The sequence below is a fragment of the Mangrovivirga cuniculi genome (genome assembly GCF_005166025.1).
Lineage (GTDB): Bacteria > Bacteroidota > Bacteroidia > Cytophagales > Cyclobacteriaceae > Mangrovivirga > Mangrovivirga cuniculi.
On sequence record NZ_CP028923.1, the window covers coordinates 2,449,811 to 2,469,370 of the forward strand.

The 19,560-nt window shown below is 30.0% G+C and carries 13 protein-coding genes; 8 read left to right on the plus strand and 5 right to left on the minus strand.

The features are described 5' to 3' along the window. The first annotated feature begins 110 nt into the window (after nucleotides 1-110). The 7 genes from DCC35_RS10770 to DCC35_RS10800 all read left to right on the plus strand — a co-directional run bounded on the left by DCC35_RS10770 (nucleotide 111) and on the right by DCC35_RS10800 (nucleotide 12,297). Entirely contained in the window at nucleotides 111-692 is a 582-nt protein-coding gene (locus tag DCC35_RS10770; RefSeq protein ID WP_137090795.1) for a hypothetical protein, read from the plus strand. 57 nt (nucleotides 693-749) lie between these two features. Further along, nucleotides 750-1,139 (plus strand): hypothetical protein, encoded by a 390-nt coding sequence (locus DCC35_RS10775; RefSeq protein ID WP_137090796.1) that lies wholly within the window; start codon nucleotides 750-752, stop codon nucleotides 1,137-1,139. Nucleotides 1,140-1,647: 508 nt separating this feature from the next. Next, nucleotides 1,648-2,865, plus strand: a complete 1,218-nt coding sequence (locus DCC35_RS10780; RefSeq protein WP_175402788.1) for a hypothetical protein — start codon at nucleotides 1,648-1,650, stop codon at nucleotides 2,863-2,865. Between the two features lies 1 nt (nucleotide 2,866). Next, entirely contained in the window at nucleotides 2,867-6,301 is a 3,435-nt protein-coding gene (locus DCC35_RS10785; RefSeq protein WP_137090798.1) for a hypothetical protein, read from the plus strand. Nucleotides 6,302-6,312: 11 nt separating this feature from the next. Next, a complete protein-coding gene (locus DCC35_RS10790; protein ID WP_137090799.1) occupies nucleotides 6,313-6,750 on the plus strand; it encodes a hypothetical protein in 438 nt (145 codons plus the stop codon). After that, nucleotides 6,743-11,878 (plus strand): DUF6443 domain-containing protein, encoded by a 5,136-nt coding sequence (locus DCC35_RS20900; RefSeq protein WP_137090800.1) that lies wholly within the window; start codon nucleotides 6,743-6,745, stop codon nucleotides 11,876-11,878. The genes DCC35_RS10790 and DCC35_RS20900 overlap by 8 nt, the downstream gene beginning before the upstream one ends. Nucleotides 11,879-11,883: 5 nt before the next feature. Next, on the plus strand, nucleotides 11,884-12,297 hold the full coding sequence (locus DCC35_RS10800; RefSeq protein ID WP_137090801.1) for a hypothetical protein: 414 nt from the start codon (nucleotides 11,884-11,886) through the stop codon (nucleotides 12,295-12,297). Nucleotides 12,298-12,594: 297 nt separating this feature from the next. On the opposite strand, the gene DCC35_RS10805 is transcribed toward DCC35_RS10800, so the two are convergent. From DCC35_RS10805 to DCC35_RS10820, 4 genes are all read right to left on the minus strand, one after another. Beyond that, nucleotides 12,595-13,308 (minus strand): hypothetical protein, encoded by a 714-nt coding sequence (locus tag DCC35_RS10805; protein WP_137090802.1) that lies wholly within the window; start codon nucleotides 13,306-13,308, stop codon nucleotides 12,595-12,597. A 146-nt stretch (nucleotides 13,309-13,454) separates the two neighbouring features. Further along, nucleotides 13,455-14,354: a hypothetical protein gene (locus DCC35_RS10810; RefSeq protein ID WP_137090803.1), complete on the minus strand. Its 900-nt coding sequence runs from the start codon at nucleotides 14,352-14,354 to the stop codon at nucleotides 13,455-13,457. After that, nucleotides 14,333-15,031, minus strand: a complete 699-nt coding sequence (locus DCC35_RS10815; RefSeq protein WP_137090804.1) for an AAA family ATPase — start codon at nucleotides 15,029-15,031, stop codon at nucleotides 14,333-14,335. The genes DCC35_RS10810 and DCC35_RS10815 overlap by 22 nt, the downstream gene beginning before the upstream one ends. A gap of 1 nt (nucleotide 15,032) precedes the next feature. After that, nucleotides 15,033-17,045 (minus strand): DDE-type integrase/transposase/recombinase, encoded by a 2,013-nt coding sequence (locus DCC35_RS10820; protein ID WP_137090805.1) that lies wholly within the window; start codon nucleotides 17,043-17,045, stop codon nucleotides 15,033-15,035. Between the two features lie 336 nt (nucleotides 17,046-17,381). On the opposite strand from DCC35_RS10820, the gene DCC35_RS10825 reads away from it, so the two are divergent. Beyond that, nucleotides 17,382-17,705 carry a helix-turn-helix domain-containing protein gene (locus DCC35_RS10825; protein WP_137090806.1) on the plus strand — a complete coding sequence of 108 codons (324 nt, stop codon included), beginning with the start codon at nucleotides 17,382-17,384 and terminating at the stop codon, nucleotides 17,703-17,705. Between the two features lie 111 nt (nucleotides 17,706-17,816). Here DCC35_RS10825 and DCC35_RS10830 read toward each other — a convergent pair whose 3' ends face one another. Beyond that, nucleotides 17,817-19,481, minus strand: a complete 1,665-nt coding sequence (locus tag DCC35_RS10830) for a hypothetical protein (RefSeq protein ID WP_137090807.1) — start codon at nucleotides 19,479-19,481, stop codon at nucleotides 17,817-17,819. Between the last annotated feature and the right edge of the window lie 79 nt (nucleotides 19,482-19,560).

The following is a 19,560-nucleotide window of genomic DNA, read 5'->3' on the forward strand; positions in this document are numbered from 1 at the left end:
AAATCAACTTGTGTATATTGGCACCAGAATAGACGCTCAATAAGAATATATGCTTATATTATAATAATGATTTGTCTTATTCTATTCGGGAAAGGAAGGAGGATTACCTAATGAATTTAGTAAAGAGCTTAATTTATTTCTTTTCTATACTTTTACTAACGACTTACAATCTATTAGGTCAGGGCACTACATATTGCATGGATTTTAATGATCTGAATTTCAATAGCTTTAATGAGTTGAATAGTGATTTCGAAGGAAAGAAGTTGATAATACTAGGAGAGAGGCATTACTTAAAATCTAATTACATCCTGCAACCGGAATTGTTTATTTACCTCAATAAGCAATTTGGTATTCGTCACGGGATTATAGAATTTGGATATGCAGAAGCTTATTTATATAACCAAATTTTAAAGACAGGAGAGAAGAGTTATTTGAATTATACTTCACCGGGACTAAGTGATTACCAGTTGTTTTTTGCTGGAATGGAAAAATTGTATGAATATTATTTAACATTAGATTCAGGCCAAAAGCTGCTTGTTCATGGTTTTGACTTAGAGCGAGAACCCGGCTTGTCTAAGGTTTTATATTATTTATTGCCTGTTGAATCAAAAGATCCTGCTATAGCCAGTTTGAGGGAAATTATTAACCATCGGTTGGAAACGATTGGATTGGAAAGAGATAACCGGGAATAAATTCTGGCATTAAGAAAGCATTTTGAAAAAGTTGAAAAAAGTGGATCTGAATATAAAATGTTCAGGAAGATACTATACAATGATAATTTTATAGGCAATATGATGGAGCGCTACGATTTTATGTCTGAAGCCTTCATGGAATTAGATTCAACTGATGAATCTTATTTTGTACATTTTGGTTTAAGTCATGTCATGCTGAATGCAAAAAATGGATTTGTAAAGAATTTACTTACAGAAGAAAAATACAAAGATAAGATTTTGGTTATTGGTATTCATCCTGTGGATTCTCCATTTGATGAGTATGATGAAAAATTCAGGACACTTACAGACTGTGAAAATTTCCTTTTTAAACCAAATCCTAATGATCCAGATTTTGGAGCATATTCAAATTATAATCAATGGATGTTGATCCAGTTTAATCCAGAGCGATATGATAGAATTAAATAGTGTATCATCCCATAAGAAATGTTGATTATTAGTATTTTGTGCATTTAAAATGTTGAATATATCTTAATTATTAACTATTCTGTGCATATAAAATGTTGATTTAAAATCTTTAAAAGTGAAACGAAGGTGTGTGATTCTGTTACGATTAATTTTTTCAATATTACTTTGTTACCTTGGCTCGGTTTTGATTCATATGATGAGTAGGGTGAAATTTTTTCATAAATAAATGTTTATTTGATTGAAGGGATATTAGAAGAATATAACTTGAAGAGAAAGGACATACAAAATATACACTTAATTTAATAGCGTAAGAAATGACCAATACGCTTAAATGGTAAACAATAATATAAGACTATAAGTCAATTTAATTTGCTTTTTAAAATTAAACGTCAATATAATTGACATAATATATCCGATACCGCAAATTTTTAGTCTGTTTTATTAGATTTCAGATTGAAATTTGCTTGACATGAATAAAGTTCACTTCATACATTCGTGTCGACTCAACATGAATAAAGGATTTTTTTACATATCAGTTGTTTTCTTTTTTGTCACTGGGAACATTTCTATGGCTCAATTCAAAGTGAATGTCCCATTGAATGCGACTGAGAAAGCTGTATTTCAAGCCTATAAGGATGCCAAAACCTATTATGAAATGGCATCAGAATATAAAAAGGAGCTGAAAAAATATCAGAAGCAATATGAAAAGGATAGTTCGAGATTTTTTAAGGATGTTTGTAGAAAATATGAATCCCGTGATGAAATTCAGACTGATAGTTTAAATAAATATAAATCAATACTTCAAGATTCTGTTGAATTACAGGAGTTTTCCAGAATTACTAAGCAAAGTAAAGAATTAAATGAGCTTCAATCTTATACGGATAGTTTATATGCAATTTCAGAATATCAACTTGATAGTTTAAATCCGATAATTAGAGATGAATTGGCCAAAGCTGCAGAAGATAGGGCAAAGGAATTTATTAAAGAACAAGAATTTGGCGACCAGTTTACCGAATTAGAGCAGGTATTGGGATCCGGAGAAGGACTCGAATTTGTTGAAGACCAAATGAGCCAGGTCGAAGGTTTGCCTCAGAATTTAGGTTCCCAGGCAAAGAACATAGTTAAGACCCCAACTCAAAAAGTATTTGCTGATAAACAGGAAGTATTAGAACAGGCCCAGGCTAAGCTGGCTAAAGCCAAAAGGTTTCATTCTGAAGTTCAGGATATCAATGATCTACCTAAGAATCCACTAGGTAATAAAAAGCTAAAAGAACGACTGAATTACGGCGGATCATTAACAATTACAGGAAGAGATCAGATCGCCATAGATGCGGCACCACTTATCAGCTACCAGATATATCCACGATGGTCATCGGGGATCAGCGCAGTAGCCAGGTTAACAGTCTGGACAAAAGATTCCTATATACCTTCTAAGGTGTCTAATAATATGCTCGGAGGGAGATTATTCACCGAATATGAAGTATTCAGGAATATTGGGGGATACGCTGAATATGAGCAAGTATACCGGGAACTTAAAATTCACGGGACCGATCAAACTGAGAAGAAATGGATTCCCGGAGTCTACATTGGGGCTTATAAGGGATTTGACTTAACAGATAAAATAACAATCAAAACATACTTTTTATACAACCTGACATACGATGAGTTCGGCTCACCGGTGTCAAATCCATTTAATATAAGGATGTCATTTAATAAGAATAATTAAAATGAATCGAATTAATTTTATTTTAACATTTGCAATACTTCTTAATTGCAAACTTTTTTCTCAGGTTGCTACGCCAACCTTACCTTCTAATGAAGCGATTTCATTGGGTCAATATGGAGATGTTCCTACAAGCCTATATAATGGATTAGTAAATATTTCTATTCCTCTTCAAAGTGTAGAAAATGGAGGTATTTCTGTTCCTATTTCTATTTCATATCACTCCTCAGGAATTAGACCAGACATACACCCCTCAAATGTAGGGCTGGGTTGGAGTTTAAATGCTGGAGGTATGATTTACAGGAGAGTAAAGGGGTTGTATGATGAAATGCACAATACAGGTAACCTTAAATTTGGATTTGAAGAAGCAATAAATTATGTCACTACTTTAAGCCAAGAATCTTGGTGGACAATTGAAGTACACCATAGCTCATATAACCCCGATTATGATTTGGAGCCAGATGAATTTAATTTTTCCTTTTTGGGATATTCTGGAAGTTTTTATATGGATCATAATGGGGAAATGAAGGTCAAATCCGATATCCCATTAAAGGTTATTTATAACCCAGAAAGTAAAATTCAACCAGAATATGGAACAAGAGTAAATTACCCAACATATAGTGAATTCACAATAATTAATGAAACTGGATATAGATTTGAGTTTGGGACTCACGATGCCACAGAATATAATGATCAATTTAAGTACACTTACTTAGTTGCTATGTCTTGGAAATTAGATAAAATTTATTCTCCAGAAGGTATCTTATTATTTGATTTTAATTATGAACGTGGTCCATGGCAGCTAACAATTTTACCATCATGGCAAGGAATTTCTCAGACTGTTACATCTGATGATCCATATACTTTATGTAATCAAAGTATTTCCCCAAATACTGATAATTATACTGGCTCAGTCACTTCTCCTGTTTATCTGAAAGAGATCATAATGCCAAATAAAGATTTTAAAATTGATTTTATATTAAGTCCTAGTAATGAATTAAGATATGAAAGATATTTTTTAGATAAGGTAATCTTACCGAATGCTGACCCATCTCTTGCAGAGGAAGGTCCAGCATTCATGAAGTGGTATGGACAAATTCCTTTTTTTAATACCACAGAGGGACAAAATTATCAGTTCGATCATTTTTTAGAATTAGCAATTCCTTTTAAACTAGATCAAATTAATCTGATTAATACAAAAAAAAATGAAATTATAAATTCTGTAAAATTTAAATATAACAACTCTAATACCGAAAGGTTAAGATTGTCTAATGTCGAGTTATATGCTGAAAATCTTATTAATAGTTATACACTCGACTATTATTTCCCTAACCTGCTTCCTGGTTATTTAAGATCATTTAATGATCACTGGGGCTTTACAAATGAATCCTATTACACTACTAATATTAGATGGAGTGATTTACCTTCAAAAAAGAAACCAACTCTAAACGAAGATTTAGCATATGCAGGCGCACTTAAATCAATTAGTTATCCAACAGGAGGAAAAACAACTTTTATTTATGAACAACATCAATATTCAAAGGAAGTTGAAAATAGAACTAATTATATTCTTAATCTTCAAGAAAATATTAAAGTCGGAGGGTTAAGAATTCGTCAAGTTTTAACAGAAGATTTAAATGGTAATACTAAAACTACTGATTATTATTATGTTAAAACGAACGGTGGGCTTTTACCTCAAGCTGAAACAGATATATTAAATTTACCCTCCTCTGGAATTTTAGAAGTGCAACCCGAATATAGTTTTATTGGAAAAGGTGAAACTATAGGTGGACATGACTTTGATATCATTCAGTATTTATTTTCCCCAATTATACCAACGACTCCAAATCATACAAGTAGTCACGTTACATATTCAGAAATATATGAAAAACATGAAAACGGGAGCATTACAAAGTTAATTTATAGTAATCATGATAATGGATTTAAAGATGACTTACCTTTCGATTATTACAACAAAGATTTAGCAATGAATCCCCCTAAAAATTCAAATAAATTCAAAAGGGGTAAACTATTATTGAAAACATTATTTAATTCAAATAGAGATTCGATAAAAACCGAATTATATGAATATTCAGAGATTGTTAATAAAAACTCTTCTATTAGAAATTATAGTCAAGATGCTTTTGAAGGTCTCTGTACAGCATATGATAAGGTAGCTATTGCTTCATATATAATAAGTTTAAATTATTTTAAACCATCAAAAATTTTATCATTCGATTTTTCTCAAAATACGTATGATGATCCAGTAATAAATGAAAAAGAAATATCTTATAATGATCTTGGGCAAATAGTTAGTAACATTTCAAGAGGCTCAAATCAGTTAATTGAGGAGAAGATTAAATACGCACACGAAACTATTCCTGAACTTGAGGAATTAAATTCATTATCAAAGCCTATACTAATAGAAAGATTCAAGGATGATCAAATAATAAATTCAACTTCTTATGAATATGATTATTTTATTTCGAAAAGCAAATTGTTATACCTAAAGAATATTTCCCAAAAAGATTTAAATACAGGTGAGAATAGAGAAGAGTTATCAGTCGATTCCTATGATAATAGAGGTAATATTTTGCAACAAACTCAACTTGATGGTATCGTAAAAAGTTTTGAATGGGATCCTATATCATTAAAACCTAGAGTTATTGTAAAGAATGCAAAAAATGATCACAGTATAGATGAAACTAAGGAATTTTTACAAATCCAAGGGACATATTCTTTTGAAAATTTTATTAATGAAGCTAATGTAGATATAACAATAAGAATTCGAGATGAAAGTCAAGTGACATTAGATGAAAATATTTTAGTTGAATTGTCTGATGGCAGTAATACTTGGTCTGGAAATGTTTGCTATGGACCAAATTGTGGATCTATTTCTTCATCCATCACATTCACAAACATACCTGCAGGTGATTATACCCTTACTCTGAGATCAGTAAAGAGTGTAAATACAAGTGTAGAATATAATTATTATTTCAAGCCAAAATCATTAAAAGAATTTTATTATGAAGGTTTTGAAAATTATCAAGGAGCATCTACTCAATATGGTGCGCATACAGGTGATTATTCAATAGGTAATGAATTTTTAATTAATTGGCAGATACCTAATTCACGATCATATATTTATAATTATTGGTATTATGAAAACGGAGATTGGAAATTTTCCGGAGACTTACCTTATAATGGTTCTGTTACATTAACTGATTATCTGGCATACGATGATATCAGAATATATCCATCAGATGCAGAAATGACAACCTATACTTATCATCCTATCTATGGCATTACTAGCCATACAGATCAAAATAATATTTCATCTTTTTATGAATATGATAGGTTAGGGAGATTAAAATTAATCAGGAATTCAAACGGTGAAATTGTAAAGAAATTCGATTACAAATTTAGAACAGGATTTTAAACCAAACATTAATGAAATATATAACAATAATTATCACCATTTTTTTATTTAATCCAAATATTCTTTTTGGTCAAAATAAAATAGAAGGATTTTGGGCAACAGATATAGAAGCAATGTATCAGGCTAATTCTAATGAAACTAAAATAAGAATTGATTCATTAGATGAAGATACTAAAAATAAAGCACAGGAAAGTCTCGGGAATAGGATTTATCAATTTTTACCGAATGGTAAAGTAATTGCTGAATGGACTTTTCAAAATGAAGAATATGAGATTACGGGTAGATATTCTTTAGATACTGACGAAAATCTTCAGATTGAAATATCCGAAATTATTTTAGATTATAAACTTGTCTTTTTAACAAAGACTAAGATTAAATTAATTCCCCAGTGGGATAATCATGATTCATTTTTTGACTTTTTAATTTTAACTAAATCAACCGATGAATAAATCAATCATTTTTAGCATTTTACTAAGCTTTTCATCTCTTTCGATATTAGCCCAATATAATGCTAACATAACAGGTCCAGATAATGTTAATGTGGGTGAACAACACGTTTATGGAACATCGGTTTCGGGCGCGACTTCTTATGACTGGAGAGCTTTCATGGGGACAATTATGTCAGAATCTTCTTTTTCAGCCACAATTAAATGGAACGAAGAGGGGACTGGAAGAGTTAATTTTGATGCTCAAACATTTAACGGTTTCTATACAGGAGTAAAATATGTTACAATTGTTGGAAATAATCCACCAAAACCTAATGCAACTTTTACCATATTAGAAGAATGTAGTAAAACAACCATAACCAGATCATATTTAGATCCAAATGAAGATTATGAATGGTATTGGCAGACTTCAAGTAGCGGTGAAGATTTAAGTAATAAGTCCAGTAATTTGGAAATTAGTACAAGTCAGGATGTCTATTTAAGAGCTAGATATAAAAACTCTCCTAATAATTGGAGCGAAGCTCAATATGTGGGTTTTATAAATGTTACTTCTGAAAATTTGGATGTACCATCACCCTTAACGGCTAAGAGGATTGGAACAGGTGATATTACATTAGAAGTGAATCCAATAGAAGGAGCATCAAGATATTATTGGTATGATGCTAATGATGGGTTTATTCAAACAACCACAAGTCCTAGATTAAATCGTACGATAAGCAATACAACAACTTTTAAGGTTGCATCTTTAAAGACCTGCCTAAGCGAAAAAGCTGTAATAACTGCTGAAGTTGCTCCAGAACCAGAAATACTACAAACTAATTGTGGAGTAGGTGTGGAGCAGTCAGTTACCCTTAGCTTAAATTTTACTTATGATTCTTATACATGGAAAAAAGAATCAATGGAATTAGGTTCTTCTCCATCAATTATTTCAAATAATACTGGCTTATATTCAGTTACGGTTAATTATGGCACTCAATCAAGTGCCGAATTATTAGTTATAGATAATCAATTGTGTGCCAATCAAAATATGATTATTACAGACATTATAAAAACCCCAAATATTTATGAAGAAAGTGAGATTGCAAATTTAAATGTTGATAATAAGAATAGGAGTATAGTTTATTTCGATGGTTTAGGAAGGCCAATTCAAGAGGTATCTAAGAAAATTTCTCCGGGCAAGCAGGATATTGTTTCTATTACAGAATATGATAATTTAGGTAGAAAGGCTAAAAATTATCTTCCTTATATCGATGGAGCGGACGGGAATTTTAAAATGAATGCAAACTCTAATCAAGCTGATTTTTATTCAACAAGCTTGCATGGTGAATACAATAATGGTGTTAAAACTGATACTGATCCTTACACTAATGTATTATATGAATCTAGCCCTCTAAACAGACCATTAAAAACCGGATTGCCAGGAGCTGATTTTCAACCAAATTTAATTTCAGATGTGTATGATAAAACTGATCATAGTATAAAATATCGTTATTTATCTAATAATAATGCTGATGGAGTCATAAATTTTACGATATCTAATGATAATATAGTTAACAATGGGATTTATTCAATTGGTGAGTTGTATAAAAATGTAATTATTGATGAGCATGGATTTAGTACAGTTGAGTTTAAAGATGCAATAGGAAATACTATCTTAAAAAGAGTTCAATATACTGAAATAGGGGATCCAGACAACTATAATAGTATTGATTGGGCAGAGACATACTATGTATATGATGATTTTGGGAATTTAAGATTTGTAATACCCCCAGAAGCTACAAAACAAGTAATAAATGGAAATCCTTTAGATAATAATCTATTAAATGAGTGGGTTTTTCAATATAAATATGATGGTCTGCAAAGAATGATTGAAAAAAAAGTTCCTGGATCAGGGTGGATATTTATGGTATATGATTCAAGGGATCGATTGGTTTTAACTCAGGATGCAGAACAGAGAAAAAGCAATGAGTGGTTATTTACAAAATATGATCACTGGAATAGACCCATATTAACAGGTACCTATTTAAACAATGCTACTAACCAGATTGCTATGCAGGCTGAAGTCGATCAGTATTATTTGAATAACCCTGATAATTTTTCTGAATCCAAAGGAATTACAGTTCATGGCTATACAAATATTTCATTTCCTACAGTCGGTGATGAATCTGATTACCTGACTGTAACCTATTACGATGATTATGATTTCCCTGGAGCAGCAACTTATGCTTTCCAAAGTGATGAATTAAATTCCTCAAGTTTCGACCGAGTGAAAGGTCAGATTACTGCCACAAAAACCAGGTCAATTAATGATCCAGTTAAGTGGTATTACACTGTTAATCATTACGATGATAAATACCGGGTGATTCAAACCCAAATACAGAATCACCTCGGGGGTAATGATATTATTTCAACAGAATATGATTTCATCGGACAGGTATTGAGAACTAAAATGATTCATAATGATGGGACACAAACCCTGACTATTAATGAATCATATAATTATGATCATGCCGGTCGATTGCTATCTACGATACACCAGGTAAATAATGAGACACCAGTGACCTTAGCAGCTAATGAATACAACTCACTTGGAGAACTCATCGAAAAGAACCTGCATCAGCGACAAGGAGAGAATACTTATCTTCAGTCGGTTGACTTTAGATATAATATACGAGGTTGGTTAACTTCAATAAACGATGCTTCATTGGGTAATACTAATAGCAATAACAGTGATACACAGTATGAGGTGGCAGACATCTTTGGTATGAATCTTGGCTATAATGAATCTATTGGTACGGGTATTGATCCATCCTTGTTGCAATACAACGGAAACATCAGTGCGATGAAATGGAATTCTGCGACAAAAGGTTCTGAAATGTCGTACGATTATACTTATGATGCCATGAATCGGATCAAAAAAGCAGATTCTGATATTGATGATATAGCTAAGGCTTACAATTTGGATGTTATAAGCTATGATCTGAATGGTAATATCTTAAAATTGGATCGAATGGATGGCCAGGGAACAGGAATGGACCTGATGACCTATACTTATGATAACGGCAACCAGCTAAAAGGAGTAACCGATGCCGGAACAGAAGAAGGCTTTAAAGATGGGAACAATAGCAACAATGATTATGATTACGATGCCAATGGTAACATGATCGCTGACCGAAACAAGGACATTACGAAAATAACCTATAACCACCTCAACTTGCCAGAGGAAGTTTGGTTTGATGCAACAGGAAGCAAAAAGATTGTTTACACCTATGATGCTGCCGGTATAAAGTTAAAAAAGGAAGTTTTTGAAAGTGGTGCATCAACTAAAACCACAACATATATTGGGGGATTTATTTATGAAGAGGGCAAGTTACAACAGATCACCCATGCCGAAGGTAGAGTAGTTCCTGGAAGAGATGAAAATGGAAATATCTTGGATTACAAATACCAGTATCACCATAAAGATCACTTAGGGAACGTTCGGATGACTTATGGAGAAACTAATCAAACTGATATTTATCTTGCCACCATGGAAACAGAGAGTGGAGTTACTGAACGAGAAGAAAGCCAGTTTGGGAATCTAGAAACCAGGGAAGTTTCAGGTTTGGGTAATACCACCACTCAACAAACATATATAGATAACAAATTAGATCCATTACCTGTAGAGCAAATTGGAGAAGCATTGAAATTAAATTTTGATAATCCTATAGGTAGTACAATAGCAATTACTGTTGACCCTGGCGATATTGTTAATATTTCTGCTCAAGGGTTTCATGAAAATTTACCAGATGGAGATAATAACTTAGACAAGAGTATTCTTATAACAGAATTAGTAGCGGCGTTTAATCCTGCTGCTACTGGCATTGGTGAATCATCTTCTCAAATAGAAGGAGCATTAAATTCTCAAGGAGCATCACCATATATTGGGGAAGGAACTTTTTCAGGTCCCGGTGCATATTTAACCTATTTATATTTTGATACAGATTTTAACTTTATAACAGGTGGTTTCATTGGATTGGATGCAAATCAAAAAGATATGAGATTTGCTCCTTTAGAATTTAATCAAACTGGTTATTTATACATTTACACTAGTTATGAAAGTTCTAATACTTCATGGAGAGTATATTTTGATGATGTGCGGATAGAAGTAAATAAAAAAATCGAAATCATCCAAAGTGAAGATTACTACCCGTTCGGTTTAACCTTTAATGAATATCAACGAAGGGGTTTTAGGGAGAATAAGTTTCTTTACAACGGCAAAGAACTTCAAGACGACTTTGATCTTAACTGGATGGATTACGGGGCTAGGATGTATGATGCTGAGATTGGTAGGTTTAATAGAATTGATAGATATTCAAATATTTTTTCACTATTATCACCATATAATTATACTGCAAATAATCCAATTAACTTTAAAGATAAAAATGGGGATTATATAATAATTCATACTAGTAATAGTGAAGGTCATGCTTATTCTGTTTTATATGAGAACGGTAAAGCATATAATTACACAATTGGAGAAAAAGGTAAAATCACAAAAGAAGGTGAGTATGATGGAAATAGTAAGTTTATTAAAAATGCAGTCAAAGATTTAAATAGTGTAAGTTCCACTGACAAAGGGGGCGAAGTGGTATCCGATTTAGTCCAATCCAACAACCAATATAATATAATGGGAACAAGCATTTTGGAAGCCTCTAGGTTTGAATATAAAGAAAATAATATTATATATTCTCAAAATGGAGGTTATGCGGATGGTGTTTCGTTTGACAAGAGTTATTATGCTTTAGGTCACGAATTACTACATGCTTGGGATAAGGAGCATACAAATGATCGATATTTCACTTCGAAATATAAGGGTTATGCTCTTACTGAACTAAATGCTGTGAAATTTGAAAATTATTTACGTGCGAAGGCAGGAGAAAAAACAATGAGAGTAAATTATGGGAATTCTAAAATTATGAGCCGTGAATCTCCAAATTACTATCTTAATATCTCTATGCCTTTAAGAAGAAATGAAAGTCTGTTTTTACCTAAATATAGAAATAGCCTAAGTTCAGATGCTACTTCTGTAAATATTGAATATAAGGCTTTGAAAATTGATACAAGAACTAATAAGTTTATTTTAGACTAAAAATTATGAAAAATTTATTTAAATGTTTTTATGTAATTTTCATGTTTTCATGTACAGTAAATAGTAATGATTCTTCATCTTTTGAAATAAATGAAGATAATAAATATGAAAAGATTAGTTTAAACTTGATTATTGATTCACCAAAAAGGTATGATAGTATCGATTTAAAGACTTCAGGTATTTTTGTTTTTGAATACGAGAATGTGGCTCTATATAAGGATAAAATTTCAGCATTACTAAATGATAGAAAAAATGCAATTTGGGTAGAATTTAATTCATCATCTTCATATAAATCAAGTGAATTAAAGAAATTGAATAATCGTCGCGTATTCCTAGTCGGGAGATTTAATTCTAAAAGAAAGGGACATTTAAGTAAGTACAAGGGTCAATTAAATACTAATGAAATTTTATTAAAATGATTTATTATTGGCTATTTTAATTTTAGCTCTTGTTATTTAGATGTGAGTTTAATTTATTTTTAAATAAAAAATAATCTACTACTCGGGCGCATTGTTTTTTCAACAAAACGCGTTTGGCTAGTATGTTTGGGCAAAGGATATTAGGGTATGACCCGTCCTAAAATAGAGTGGCGGTTTTTAGTTATAAAATTTAATACGGAAGGAGTTTATCTTCTTCGGTTTTTTCATGTATAAAATTAGGTGTTTTTATTTGTAAACTTAAATGAGGTCTATCATTATTATTCGTAATTATTGATTTTAGATTACAAAATTATTCTCTAACCATTTCAATAACTCAGTAGTAAAATCATTTATTATTGATTGATAGCTCTGATCTGGTTGATTAATATCAAAATTTAGCCATTCTACCCAGAAGTGATTTAAAATGTAATAAAGTTTTGAATCAAGCTTATTTAATTCGTAATAATAAGTTTCATAATTAAATTCAGGGTTGGAACATGCCTTCATTGAAAAGAATTTCCCTATATAAAAATTTAATGCATCCTTATCTACTATTCTGTTTTGTTTATAAGCGATTCTTAAATTAAGAATTTCATCATTTGTCATTTTAGGTTCAGCGAAATCAGACAAGAAGGTACTGGATTCATATCCCATATCTATAAACACATCAAACATTTTAATATGTTCAATACAATTACAAATATGTTCTTCTAAGGTCTTTGAAAATAGATAATCTAACTTTTCATTTATGGAAATAGTATTTACAAGGTCTTTGCTTATAAATATCCTCTTTCTTCTCAATTCAAGATGAAGTAACTCATGGACAAAAGCTTCGGGTGATGGATTTATTGTATCAATGTAAAGTGAAACTAAATTGTCTTTAAAATTCAATAGATAATTATCCTCTGGACTTTTATAAAGATTAATTTCAAATTCTTCATTCAAAGACACCCACAAACCTTTGTTTCTTTTATCAATTGACCCCTTTAATAATTCAATTTTTTCAGGCATTATATATTTATGGTTTTGTACAGAAGGAATAATGTTATAGGTAGTTAAATTATTTGGAAGACATCATAATTGTCTCTTTATCATTACAGAATCTATTCTTTAAAATTTTCCGATAGTGGTTTATAACTATACCTATTAGACTGCAATCACTTCGAATACATTAGTATAGCATCTTTATCATTGCAGGATTTAAAATTAAATGTTTTCCCATTTCTGTTAATACCATCTGCAAAATAGAAAAAATGATTGTTTAATATTTTTGGGTGTGGTTTTTTAGTATATAAGTGATATTTAAACACAAAAACAAAGAATATATCAGTAGAATCAAATAGTGAAACATCCAGATTATATCCAAAAATCTTAGAGATATTTTTCAAAGAGTAATTTAGATTAGGAATTTCAATCTTTAATTTTTTAAACACTTGGTCGAATAAATTATCCTTTATTTCGTATTTTTCAATAAAATAGTTTATATATTGTCTGAAATGGCTGAAAAAGGAAGGATCGTAAGCTTCATCCACACTCTTCATAATCTGTTTAAGAAAACGAAAGTCTAGTTCTATACAGTTATTACACCCTATTCCAGCAGTAAACGTTAAAATATAGATCAAAATAAATTCATCCAGAAACCTATTTTTACCCTTGTATTCCATCAGGTCAGCAATTAAAAATAGAATGAGTTTAGAGTTATTAAAAGGACTTTTTAAATCCAAGATTTCGTTTTTATGTAAAAGTAAATCTTTTAGTCTTTCTAGAAGAAGGACTTGAGATTTGTCCTTTTGATGTAGATATTTTTTTTCAAATAATTCAACACCCCAAGATATAAATATTGACCTATAGCTATCCAGGTAAATATCAGGCCCGGCACTTTCACGATCAATTATCGTAAATATTGGTTTTAGCTTTTTTGAGGATAATGTTTTATTCCATCGTAAATATTCTGGATCCTTTTTTATTATTGGGTCTACTTCAAATTCATATGATTGATAAATATGTTTTATTTCTCCAGTGATTGGACATTCTACTAAAAAGATGTATTTACCCATGACATATCTCCTCTATGTGTTCTCAAAATATATTCTTTTACATGTCTTAAATTTCCAAATTTACTACTAATAGCTTTGATGATTTTTTTATCATCTATTTCATTATAGTGACAAATTAATTTTATATCATCGTAAGTGGGCTTTTTAATTTCTATAAACTTATGAACTCGAGAAATGAGTTCGGGGACTGGAGATGTAAGATCACGATTCCAGTTTTTCATATTCATACGGTATCTGTCAGGGCCTGATAACACTAATGCCGATTGAGACATTATGTTGTCATAAACCTGCCTAAGATATGCTTGTGCTATTTTACTAAAGTTACCTGCTTCGTCAATTATAAGCATAATTGATTCTTTTGTATTAATTAATTCATAGGAAGTGGATTGAATTAGCCAGTCTAACGTACCCTTGTATTGAAATTCCGCTTCACTTTTTTGATTTCCAAATATATCATTATATCTACTGAAGAAGCGTTTAGGAGTTTCAGCTGGTCTAATTGCTGAATATGATATCAATTCATTGTCATTAGCATAATTCAATAATGGTATTGATTTCCCAAAACCAGTTGTGCCAAATATTACAATGAATCTCTTATATTCTACTGCTAGATTTAACTCTTCTTGTATTTGTAAAAATGAAGAAATCGGTGCGATTTTGTATTTAAAATTTGTCATATTAACTCTTTATAAAATTGTTATCTATATCTTCATACTCTTTTAAATCCATGTATTCTTCTTTCGGATCATTTATATCCATACGATCAGGAATAATATGTTCTTCTATAAATTCGGTTTCTATTTCATCAATTACATGCTTATTTGAGTTAAAACCAGTTGTTATATTGAATGGAGCGAAATATTTTTTGTCGTAATTAATTTTCTCATTAAGCTCTGCTACCTTGGCTTTAGCCATTTTTAGAATTGAGTTATTATTATCTCTTTCTTTTATCGCCTGTTGATATTCGATATCGGATATATTAATTGGGTCATCTAGATATTTATTCTTCTTATAAGCTTTACAAATGAAGTTATTTCTGTCATCAAATACATAAATAAAGTTAGGGCTAGTCTCTATCCAGGCTATTGTATATGGATTGTTTTGTAGCTTTTCTATTATAAGCTCAGGCTCATTAACTCGATATGAAATTCTGTTTCCTGAATTAATCTTGTCTTTAAAAGCAATCGTATTTCTGCTAAACCTGGTTTTTCTTTTTATTCTCCAAGTAAGTAAGGCATGTAGATGATCTTCAAGGAAAATTGCATCTTTATAATTTAGATCGCTAAAAGTTTTACTTGGAAACTGGTGTTTATTTATAGTTTTATTTCGATTATTCCATTCTTCAATCAAATATGGAATGGAACGTATTAATTCATGCTTTTTAGGTAGCTTTTTTGGTTCTGTTAAAATTTTGTCCACTTCATCAGGATTTGGTTTGTAATCCCAACTATTAGCTACTATACTTAATCTAGTATAGCAAGAAAATTGTTTGCATATTAGTTCGGGAAACCATCTATAAAAATTCTCAACAGCGCTTTTTTCCTGAGGGTCGATACAATATTTATATTTCATTCCAAATGAAGCAGCCAGCTTAATAAACCGTTTAAATTTATAGCTTGTGTGAGCAGAACTACGATCGATTCGTAAGTATGCCGGTAATCGCTTATACTTGGTAAACATCATAAAGAAGGCAATTAATACCATTTCTTTATTTTCAATTTTGTCAATACTATAGCCTACTACTTTATTTGATGCTACATCCAATAAAATGTAAAGAGTTAAATACCCTATTTTGTATTTAGATTCATCTTCTTTTTGATAAGCTAATTGCAAGCGTGATCCATCAGCTTCAACTACTTGTAACTTGAATTTCGGTTTCTCTTTCTCAATATAACCTGAGATTTGACTTTTAAAATAAGCTTTTCCTCGTCTTTGTTCTGCATAGATTATATCTATTCTTTGACTTTTGATTGTCCTTCCTACTGTAGTTCGATTGACTATTGGAAGGTTATTCATTTCACAGTATTTTTTTAACTCCTCAGATATTTGTGTAATTGAATAAGACTTCCCATAACGGTCTCCTATAAATGCTATATGTTCGGTAGTTATTTTTGATAGAGAATGATTCTTTTGATTCTTACTCTTGTGGAAGAAATAATTTAAACCTAGCTCTTTATATTGGTTTAAAGCCCGGTTGAAAGAAGAATAATTTTTATAATAATTGATCCCAACATAATCTAAAGCAATATGAATATCTTTTTGGTTGCATAATTTTTCATCAATTAATTCAAGAATATACTTGAAAAGTAAATGTTTATTATAAATAAATCTGGACTGTTCTTCAGAATGATACTTTTTTATAATTATATCAGGAATTATATGTTGATCTAAATTTTCCCAATATAATTTTAGTTTTAAACATAGATGAATTATTTGTATGGAAGGTAAATCATAGGTTGCCTCCCATATATACATTTGCCCATATTTATAAATTTTATTAACAGTTGAGTTAAATTCTTTTGGAATGGAATTGAGCTTAATGATAAGCTCATCTTGTATGTTTGGTGCTCTACCTAATTTCCAATAACCAGAATTGTCTAGGTAGGAGGTGGATATTAATCCCTGGATTTCAGCAATGCTATGCGTCGAAAACTTTGAAAGTGTTGATACGGAAGTTAAGGGAGAATTCATAGATATGACGAATTATATTATTATTTGATATTATTTCAATCATAGTTGCATTAATTATTTTTTTACACTTAATGTGAAATGATAATTTTTATTATTAATTCAATAACCCTTGTTAAGTAGGGTAAAGTGGGTAAATAGGGTTTATTGTATATTTTTCATGAAATCCAATATTTTCACATCAGAAATAATTGATAACTTTTTTTATTATTTAATGAAATTTAAGTATATTTCTATTATATAATTTACCACATGTGCAAAAACAATCAAAATGATTCTGAAGAAATATTATTTTTAATTTTTGCGAATGTGAAAAAGGTTTGTGTTTAAATTGAGCATATGGAAATAGGGGAAAAAATAAGATATTTACGTATTTCAAAGGGATTTACTAAATCTGATCTAGCTAGGAAAGCTAAAATTTCTAATGCCCAATTAGGCAGATATGAAGAAGGAACCTCTCAACCTACCGCATCGTTTATTGTCAATTTAGCGGATGCTTTAGATTGTACCCCTAATTATTTACTAAATATTAAGGAAAATAGAATCTGCCATGTAGATAATGAATATTTTAATCGATTTGTTGAAAATTTTCATTCTCTTAATCTGGATGATAAGCTGGATATTCTCAATATATTAAAAAAGTATTATCCAGTTTCTTCTTAAATTAGCTTTATTTCAATAGTCAAAATTCCTCCAACTATTTACTTGGGCAAATAGGAACAATCGAAATATTAGGAGGGAAGCAGACAGAGTTGAGCTAACACTCCCTTCATTTTAGTTAAAGAATTTAGGCGTTATTTTCATATCTTCTTCAATGAAATCATGAAATGATTTTAGGTGATTTAGATTCTTGTCTAGTTCATTTATGTAATACCGCTTAAAGCAGTTTGTGTTTTCCAAGTGATATCTATTAATTAGGTAATTAAATTTGATGGACTTTTCCCTTAAATTCAGACAGTATTTTACAAAGAAATCGATATTAATTAGTGTTAAATCTCTTATCTTAATTTTAGTATTAATATTATATTCTCCGAGTATATTTTTAAATTCATGATTCAATAAATAATTAATACAGGGCGTATCTAGATATGAATCACTAAATACAAGTATTGGAAAAATAACAATATTTTCACCTTCAATATCATCTAAATCCTTATATTCATTATGATTTAAATTACTTATGACATTAATCAATTGCTTTATTCCTTTATCTTTTGAAGAATTAGACCTCAACAACTTTTTAAATAATTCACCTTTAATTTCTGAAAACTCATAACTGCCCTTAATATTATCAGGTATGATTGAATCCTTGAATTCAAATAAAAAAATTTTCCCTTTATCACGAATATAAAAATCTGGAGGTGGCAGTAAATCATACTTCTCGAATAAACTTCCACTGAGAATTTTATTTGACTTACTGTTAAAGCTTTTCTCAATTAAATATTCAAATAAACCAGGTTCTGCAATTTCCCTACCATAAAAGGAAAAAAAATCAGTTCCTTTTGGAATTTTCTTATCATTAAAAAATATAGTTTTTTCTTCTACAATATCTTTTAACAAAAATTTTAATCCAGTATAAATTCTATCCGTGAGATAGGATATAGACATGAATAAAAAATTATTATCAAATAAATTTAAAATAGGTTTATTTCTTAAATGAATTAATTTGATAGGTGAAATTGAGTCTAATAGATTATTTAACGTTAAATTTTGGATAAGTCGTAATTCTCCAATGTTTTCTTCTCCAACTCTCAAAACACAATTATCTTCTTCCTTTAATTGCAACAATATTTTAGATAAATTAATTCTATAGTCTTCACCACTAGTCATATTTGTTTTTTCTAAAAACGTCTTATACAAATTTTGAATTTTCTCCTTTAGAAAATTCAAAATTATCTCTGATCTATAATATTGTAAGCTTGGGTCAATATTTGGTTTATATTGCAGCTCACCATGAAAGGTTGGTAAAAATACTTCTGTGAATTTTAATTTCATTAATCCTTTAGAATCTTCACCATTTCTATTTTTAAAAATTTTATAGTGCTTCTCATTTATTTGATGATTAATAAATAAATAAATTTTTAAAAAAATAGTGTATTCTGATTTTGCAATTTTCTTATTAGGCTCGAAATCAATTCTATTATTTAATAATTTTAATAATATCTTATTGTTAGTAATATTTTGAAATATTATTCCTCTTTTATTTTTAAAAAAGTTTGAAATAATAGAATCCCTTTCTATGTCATTAAGGTCTGTTTTCTCTAACCAATATTTCAGAATATCAATTTGTTTTCTTTCTAATAAGCACCTTTTACTGATGTCAGAGATAAATAGGAGATACTCAAAACTTAATTCCTTTTCAAAAAATAAGTTTAACTTATTAACATCAAAATTTACATCTGAATCAAATATTTCCTTAATTGATAATAAAATTCTCATTATCTTAATCTTGAACAAAAGCAATAAATTTTCAAATTATTAAGAATATATTTAATTGTTTTCTCATAAACTAGTTTAA

Excerpts from the sequence above, each read along its gene's own strand:
- DCC35_RS10790 (WP_137090799.1), top strand. The coding sequence starts at position 6,313 with ATGAAATATATAACAATAATTATCACCATTTTTTTATTTAATCCAAAT.
- DCC35_RS10770 (WP_137090795.1), top strand. The coding sequence starts at position 111 with ATGAATTTAGTAAAGAGCTTAATTTATTTCTTTTCTATACTTTTACTA.
- DCC35_RS10830 (WP_137090807.1), bottom strand. The coding sequence starts at position 19,481 with ATGAGAATTTTATTATCAATTAAGGAAATATTTGATTCAGATGTAAAT.
- DCC35_RS10800 (WP_137090801.1), top strand. The coding sequence starts at position 11,884 with ATGAAAAATTTATTTAAATGTTTTTATGTAATTTTCATGTTTTCATGT.
- DCC35_RS10780 (WP_175402788.1), top strand. The coding sequence starts at position 1,648 with ATGAATAAAGGATTTTTTTACATATCAGTTGTTTTCTTTTTTGTCACT.
- DCC35_RS10775 (WP_137090796.1), top strand. The coding sequence starts at position 750 with ATGTTCAGGAAGATACTATACAATGATAATTTTATAGGCAATATGATG.
- DCC35_RS20900 (WP_137090800.1), top strand. The coding sequence starts at position 6,743 with ATGAATAAATCAATCATTTTTAGCATTTTACTAAGCTTTTCATCTCTT.
- DCC35_RS10825 (WP_137090806.1), top strand. The coding sequence starts at position 17,382 with ATGGAAATAGGGGAAAAAATAAGATATTTACGTATTTCAAAGGGATTT.
- DCC35_RS10785 (WP_137090798.1), top strand. The coding sequence starts at position 2,867 with ATGAATCGAATTAATTTTATTTTAACATTTGCAATACTTCTTAATTGC.
- DCC35_RS10815 (WP_137090804.1), bottom strand. The coding sequence starts at position 15,031 with ATGACAAATTTTAAATACAAAATCGCACCGATTTCTTCATTTTTACAA.
- DCC35_RS10810 (WP_137090803.1), bottom strand. The coding sequence starts at position 14,354 with ATGGGTAAATACATCTTTTTAGTAGAATGTCCAATCACTGGAGAAATA.
- DCC35_RS10805 (WP_137090802.1), bottom strand. The coding sequence starts at position 13,308 with ATGCCTGAAAAAATTGAATTATTAAAGGGGTCAATTGATAAAAGAAAC.
- DCC35_RS10820 (WP_137090805.1), bottom strand. The coding sequence starts at position 17,045 with ATGAATTCTCCCTTAACTTCCGTATCAACACTTTCAAAGTTTTCGACG.